Genomic DNA, 5338 nt, shown 5'->3' with positions numbered 1-5338 from the left:
CTTGCGAAGCGTTGCTTCGCTCGGTCAGGGCTGCGTATATTACTCGCCTTGCCGATGAAGTCAAGAAGAAATTTTATCTTTTTGTTGATGCCAACCGGCGAAAACAAAACCTCTTTTTGACTCCCCTAACGCGTTGTCGGCGTTAAGTAGGTGGGCTATCTTAATCATTTAAAAACTAACGTCAAGCGTTTATTTTTAAATGATTTTTTGCCCCGACATGGCCGCTGAGCGCTTGCCCTGTGTGCCGTGTCGATGGGGCGCATTATAGCGACCCGGATCACACTGACAAGGGTTTTTCGCGTTTTTTATTTCGAGTGGACAAGAATCCACCTAAAATGATGAATAACCAGCGATTTGAAACATTATAGCTACGCGCCTTTTACCAAGAAGTAACGCTGGTTGATTTTCTAAGAACCATTTAAGGGTACGCCGCTGCCAAATTGTCTTGCGTACCATCACTTTATTACTTGTATTAACGCTTATGACGCTTATGAAATCACCAATTGCTTTTGTATTGATTATCACCATCGCCATCCTCGGTGCCATTGTAGTAAACCTAATGAGTACGGTTTCTCCCGCATTGGCTTTCGCTGCCGGTGCGGTTATCAGTGGTATTGCCTGCTTATATGCTCCCCAAGCCACAGTGACCGTTGCAACAAAAGAGGAAGAGCCCCCTCAGAGTAAGACGATTTATGTCGGCAACCTGCCTTATCGCGCCAATGAAAATGATGTGAAGTCCCTGTTTGGCGAGCATGGAGAAGTATTTGCGGTACGGTTAATGAAGGACAAGCGTACCGGTAAACGTCGAGGCTTTGGTTTTGTTGTGATGGCGGCTGCGCATGCAGATGATGCTATCGATGCCCTAAACAACAATGTTTACGGCGAGCGCACACTTAAAGTGCGTGAAGCGAACGATCCAAAAAAGCGGGAGCATAGCTAACGCATTCTAGCCCAATCGAGCGGATATAATCAGACAAGGCGATGGCCTTTATAGGCGTCGCCGTTGCGTATGCGCGATTGTCATCACTGTTATCGCTGGTGACAGATGCTTGCGGCGTAACTAATGAGGCAACACGACGTGCAATGGCACTGCCGGAGTCAACTAACTGGACCTGTTTACCCATCGCCGCCTGTATTTCATCATGTAAGAGTGGAAAGTGGGTACAGCCTAGCACCAAGACATCGATGTGCGAATCAAACGGTGCAAGTATGGCGCTAAGGTCTTGCTGATTCACCGCTTCCCCACGCAGTTTACGCTCTGCCATATGTACTAATGCTGTTGTCCCTACCGAGACAATTCGGCAATCTTTGGCGAAATCTGCGATCAGTTGTGCCGTATAAGGCCGGTTGACGGTGGCTGGGGTCGCGAGCAGACCGATAGCTTTGTGTTGACTCAAAGCCGCCGCTGGCTTGATCGCTGGCACCACGCCAACAACCGGTATAGAGAGTGCGTCGCGCAGTGTCGGCAGCACGAGTGTCGAGGCCGTATTACACGCGATGACGATGATATCGACTGCATGGCGCTCACAGGTTGCTTTGATCAGAGTAAGTACGCGATGCACTAGGCGTTGATCTTCTAATTCGCCATAGGGGAAAGCGGCATTGTCGAACAAATAGGTATATTGAGCGCTCGGCAAACTTGCCTTGATCGCTTGGTAGACAGATAAGCCTCCGACACCGGAGTCAAAGATCAGAATATGGGGTTGCGCCATGATCCAGCCACTCAATAAAAAAACGCCCTTATCATAACGATAAAGGCGCGATTAAAGCTAGTTTCGCCGTGAAACAGGCACTAGTACTGATAGTCTAACGTCATAAAATAGCCGCGTTCAGCTGACGGATAACCACCCGCGGTTTCGTAGTCTTTATCAAATACATTATCGACTTTACCTTTTACGGTCAGATTATCGGTCGCCTGATAGGAAGCAGTAATCGTCCACAGGCTATAGCTTCCCAACATCTCTCCACCGGAATAATCCAGACGTTCACTTTGATACTGCCACTGAGTACCGAGCTGCAGTCGCTCCCATTGGTAGGATGCATCCCACTTCGCTATCCGTTTAGCGCGACGTGCGAGCTGCTCGCCTGATTTCTCATTTTTAGGGTCTTTATATTCTAACGATATGCGGTTATTTAAAGCGTGGACATCAAAGTTAGCAATAAACTCAACGCCTTCGATCTTAGCTTCGCCCACGTTTTGGTTCTGACCGTTGGGGTAACTACCTGCATACTGAATGAGATTATCAATGCGATTTATATAGCCTGTAAGTGACCAATCAACGTCAGCCGTCACACCACGAAGAGCAAGCTCGGTGTTGGATGATTCCTCCGGCTTGAGCGTTGCATTACCGCCCCATCCGTAAAGTTCAGTCAGACTTGGGGCCTTAAAAGCGGTGCCGTAGCTGGCGACCAATTGATACCCTTCCGCTATCGCAAGACCCGCGCTTGTCTGCCACGTCGTATGTTGTCCGTATTGTTCGTTATCATCCGAGCGTGCGCTTGCCTCAATAGATAGTGACTCTACTGGGCTAAATTGCGTTAAAAGGTAAGTGCCAAGGTTATCACGCGGGTTGATTGCAATATCATCGGGGTTGGTAATCAAGCTTCCTTCATTAAAGGTACCTTGACGATAATCCACACCACCACCAAGCAGCCAATCCTCCGTGGCTTGATACTGGAGTCCCAACGAGGTAGAGATTTGCTCAACATCTGAAGTTTTATTGTTTTTACGGTCACTGCCAGGGCTGAAGTCGAAGTTTTCTTGTTGGGAGATTTCTGCGCTGAGTGTTGCACTCCAGACATCAGAGCGATAGTTCAGCGTGCTGGCCAGTGCTTGGCTTTCTAACCAGCCATGTTTTAAGCTACCAAAATTATCGTAATCGTACTCATTCTGGTACCAGCGCCCCGTGATATCGGCCGACCAAGATGGATTCCAGCGATGACTGTATCCAAGCTGCGCATTGCGGCCGGTAAAACCATGCTGATCACCTTGGTTACTTGTCGTTGGATGAACATTGTATCCATCATTCGACTCATACCCAGCCGCACCAGAGAAGTGACCGTTATCGCCCAATTTTGTTGCCCATGCGCCACTAACAGCATGATGATCCAAACTGCCTACGGTCGCTGAGACATTGGCTCGCTCTTTATTGCTTTTGGTGATGATATTAATCACCCCGCCGATCGCGCTCGACCCATAAAGTGTCGCGCGTGCGCCGCGAATAATCTCAATACGCTCGATACTGTTTACTGGGATCTGATTAAAATCCACCGAGCCTTTGATGGATGACGCCATACGCATGCCATCAATCAAGACTAAAGAGTGGTCTGATTCCGTGCCGCGCATAAAAATAGAGGCAATTTGTCCACGGCCTCCGCTTTGAGCAATCTCGATGCTCGGCACCGTACGCAATACATCGACAAGGCTTCGCGCCTGCAAGCGCGCAATGTCTTGACGCGTTAAGATAGTTGCCGATTGCAACACTGAAGCATCTGACTGCTCAAACCGACTAGCAGTCACCACCACCGTTTCGGTGTTTTGCTCTGCCCACGCGCTCACAGGGAGTAATGACGCCGCCACTAGGCTCGCCACAATCTGTTTGTTCATTGGTTATTCCTTTCTATCGCGAGAATATGCAGCGTTATGCTGCGGGGCGGGCTGTGTTCGGACTTAAGAGCATGGCTTTCGCCGCCTACTGCTAACGACTTCCCATCGCATACTGTTAAACAGTATTGGCGACAGTGTCTGGCCTAGCGCCGAGTTAGGGTCGTTCTCTTACACCGCTGCGCGTCAGTTGCGGATTCTCACCGCATTCCAGTGACCAACAGGCTTATACTTGCTGATCGCGTACCCGCTCACGGATAGTAGCCGTCTAGATGGATATTGTCCATTGATAACCCTATCGAATAAAGGAGAATCGTGAGCAAGGGTGGACATGGCTGGGGATTTGTCTAAAATCTGCGCTCATTTTCCAATCGCTGAGGCAGCCATCATGACCAAGGCTCACACCGCCGTTGACTACGACACACAGCTTGCTGAGAAAGTACAACGACTCACTACCCAACTCGCGCCGTTTCATGCGCCTGAGCTAGAGATCTTTCGCTCACCGGAAACCCACTATCGGATGCGCGCAGAGTTTCGAGTATGGCATGAAGGCGACGACCTGTATTACATCATGTTTGATCCTGCGACCAAGCAGAAATATCGGGTCGATACCTTTCCTGCCGCAAGCCGTTTGATCAATGACCTCATGCCGCTATTGATGGATGCCATCAAGCCTAACGACGCGTTGCGACGTAAGCTCTTCCAAATTGATTTTCTCTCCACTTTAAGCGGTGAGATCTTGGTGTCTTTGCTGTATCACCGCCAGCTAAACGAAGAGTGGGACGAGGCCGCGCAAGCACTTAAACAACGTTTGAACGATGAGGGGTTTAACCTCAACCTGATTGGCCGTGCGCGCAAGCAAAAGAAAGTGCTAGACCGCGACTACGTTTTGGAAAAACTCAATGCCGATGGTCAGACATTGATCTACCAGCAAATTGAAAACAGCTTTACCCAACCAAACGGGCCGGTGGCGGAGAAAATGCTGGAATGGGCCATTGATTGCACCCGCGATAGCCAAGGTGATTTGCTGGAGCTGTATTGTGGGAATGGCAACTTCTCACTGGCATTAGCGAAAAACTTTCGCCGCGTCCTCGCCACCGAGCTGGCGAAACCCTCGGTACAATCGGCGCAATACAATATTGCCACCAACAACATCGACAATGTGCAAATTATTCGCATGTCTGCCGAAGAGTTCACTCAAGCGATCAATGGCGAGCGCGAATTCCGCCGCTTAAAAGACCAAGGGGTAACGCTGAGTGACTATCAGTGCAATACCATCTTTGTCGATCCTCCTCGTGCGGGCATGGATGATGAAACCTGCAAAATGGTGCAAGGTTACGATCGGATTTTATATATCTCCTGTAACCCTGAGACTTTGGTCGAGAACCTAGAACGCCTCAGCCAAACACACCGCATTAGTCGCTGTGCGCTGTTCGATCAATTCCCGTTCACCCACCATACCGAAGCGGGTGTATGGTTGGAGCGTAAATAATTACAGGAAGCGAGTTCGTTACAACGTAAAAAGGCGTCTCTCGACGCCTCAGACTGCTGACAAAGGTCTAGCTTTCGAGCTAGACCTTTGATCTAATAGGAGTGTCGCAATAGGGATGCTCCGGTATGCTTCAAGAACCTTCTCCACACCAATATGAACTTGAAATGGTGACGATGGAACAACTTGTTCCCAAAGACCATCTTGTTCGTAAAATCGACCGTGCCATCGACTTCGAGTTTATT

At 49.3% G+C, this 5338-nt stretch carries 4 protein-coding genes and 1 riboswitch; of the genes, 2 read left to right on the top strand and 2 right to left on the bottom strand.

The genetic code is table 11. The annotated features are described in order from the left end of the window. The first annotated feature begins 490 nt into the window (after positions 1–490). The gene (locus BZJ18_RS16565) at positions 491–940 is read left to right on the top strand and encodes an RNA recognition motif domain-containing protein (protein WP_077458406.1); all 450 of its coding nucleotides are present in this window, start codon (positions 491–493) and stop codon (positions 938–940) included. Here BZJ18_RS16565 and murI read toward each other — a convergent pair. After that, complete coding sequence (gene murI, locus BZJ18_RS16560; RefSeq protein ID WP_077458404.1) at positions 894–1712, bottom strand: glutamate racemase; 819 nt, start codon at positions 1710–1712, stop codon at positions 894–896. The two genes, BZJ18_RS16565 and murI, sit on opposite strands and share 47 nt — an antisense overlap. An 80-nt stretch (positions 1713–1792) precedes the next feature. Beyond that, positions 1793–3607: a TonB-dependent receptor domain-containing protein gene (locus BZJ18_RS16555; RefSeq protein WP_077458402.1), complete on the bottom strand. Its 1815-nt coding sequence runs from the start codon at positions 3605–3607 to the stop codon at positions 1793–1795. Between the two features lie 31 nt (positions 3608–3638). Next, positions 3639–3870, bottom strand: a riboswitch (cobalamin riboswitch). A gap of 122 nt (positions 3871–3992) precedes the next feature. Between BZJ18_RS16555 and trmA the strand changes: the two genes are divergently transcribed. Continuing rightward, positions 3993–5096, top strand: coding sequence for a tRNA (uridine(54)-C5)-methyltransferase TrmA (gene trmA / locus BZJ18_RS16550; protein WP_077458408.1), 1104 nt, complete (start codon positions 3993–3995; stop codon positions 5094–5096). Positions 5097–5338: the final 242 nt, after the last annotated feature.

It is taken from the genome of Salinivibrio sp. IB872 (assembly GCF_001995345.1).
GTDB classification, from domain to species: Bacteria; Pseudomonadota; Gammaproteobacteria; order Enterobacterales; family Vibrionaceae; genus Salinivibrio; species Salinivibrio proteolyticus.
This window is presented reverse-complemented; position numbering and strand designations above follow the sequence as displayed.

Coding starts and splice junctions, on each gene's coding strand:
- BZJ18_RS16555 (WP_077458402.1), bottom strand. CDS start 3,607: ATGAACAAACAGATTGTGGCGAGCCTAGTGGCGGCGTCATTACTCCCT.
- murI (WP_077458404.1), bottom strand. CDS start 1,712: ATGGCGCAACCCCATATTCTGATCTTTGACTCCGGTGTCGGAGGCTTA.
- BZJ18_RS16565 (WP_077458406.1), top strand. CDS start 491: ATGAAATCACCAATTGCTTTTGTATTGATTATCACCATCGCCATCCTC.
- trmA (WP_077458408.1), top strand. CDS start 3,993: ATGACCAAGGCTCACACCGCCGTTGACTACGACACACAGCTTGCTGAG.